Here is a 1,383-nt window from a genome sequence, read left to right as displayed (position 1 = left end):
GAGTTAAGCTCAAGTCTGGTGTATGGGAGGAGGTAGGAAGGGTGGCGTATCCTGTTGATTGATCACGACCAAGATCTCAACCAACACGAGTGGATACGCCATGACCGATTCTACCCTCCGGGCTCTTTCACAACCAGAACCCCAGGTCACTGACCCGCTGCACGAGCTGCTGCGACGAGGTGCCCGTGACCTGATCGCCAAGGCCGTCGAGGCCGAGCTGGCCACCTTCCTGGCGCAGTATGCCGATCAGCGGCTCGACGATGGACGTCAGGCCGTGGTCCGCAACGGCTACCTGCCCGAGCGCACGGTCCAGACCGGGATTGGGGATGTCAGCGTGCAGGTGCCCAAGGTGCGTGACCGCAGCGGCGGTGGTGCTCGCTTCAACAGCAGCCTGCTGCCGCCCTACCTGAAGCGGGCCCGCAGCATCGAGGAACTGATCCCCTGGCTCTACCTGAAGGGGATTTCCACTGGCGACTACCAGGAGGCGCTGGCGGCGCTGCTGGGCGACCAGGCCAAGGGGCTCTCGGCCAACACGGTGTCTCGGCTCAAGAAACAGTGGGAAGACGAGCATACCGAGTGGCGGCAGCGTGACCTGTCAGACCGTCGCTACGTCTACTGGTGGGCCGACGGCGTGTACAGCAACGTGCGCATGGATGACCGCCTGTGTCTGCTGGTGATCATCGGCGTCACGGAGCAGGGCCGCAAGGAGCTGGTGGCCGTCGAGGACGGCTTCCGTGAGTCGGCAGACAGCTGGGAAACGCTGCTGACGGGGCTGCGAGAGCGCGGTCTGACTCAAGCCCCCAAGCTGGCGGTGGGCGACGGTGCCATGGGGTTCTGGTTGGCGCTGAGCAAGATCTACCCGGAAACCGACCATCAGCGCTGCTGGGTCCACAAGACCGCTAACGTGCTGAACAAGCTGCCGAAATCAGTGCAGCCCAAGGTCAAGGCCGACCTCCATGACATCTGGATGGCCGAGACCCGCGACGAGGCGCACAAGGCCTTCGATCGCACGTTGAAACGCTTCGAGGCCAAGTACCCCAAGGCGATGGCGTGCCTGGCCAAGGATCGGGACGAGCTGCTGGCGTTCTACGACTATCCAGCAGAGCACTGGGTGCATATCCGCACCACCAACCCGATCGAGTCGACCTTCGCCACGGTCCGTCTACGGAGCAAGCGCAGCCGGAACTGCGGATCCCGGGCGACGACCCTGGCGATGGTCTTCAAGCTGCTCCAGAGCGCCGAGAAACGCTGGAAGCGCATCAAGGGGTTCAGCAAGCTGGAGCTGGTCGTGAACAACGTCCGGTTTCAGGATGGGGAGCAGGTAACCGATCAATCAGACAGGACTGCCGCCTGACTGCCATCCACCAGATTTGACTATAACTC

At 62.8% G+C, this 1,383-nt stretch carries 1 protein-coding gene; it reads left to right on the top strand.

Translation table 11 applies throughout. From position 1 onward, the window contains the following. Positions 1 to 100: 100 nt before the first annotated feature. Positions 101 to 1,354 (top strand): IS256 family transposase, encoded by a 1,254-nt coding sequence (locus CXF87_RS12040; protein WP_054641842.1) that lies wholly within the window; start codon positions 101 to 103, stop codon positions 1,352 to 1,354. The last annotated feature ends 29 nt before the right edge of the window (positions 1,355 to 1,383 follow it).

It is taken from the genome of Halomonas sp. MES3-P3E (assembly GCF_002836035.1).
Classification (GTDB): domain Bacteria; phylum Pseudomonadota; class Gammaproteobacteria; order Pseudomonadales; family Halomonadaceae; genus Vreelandella; species Vreelandella arctica.
Note: the sequence above shows the minus strand (reverse complement) of the source record. Positions and strands in the feature narration are given on the sequence as shown.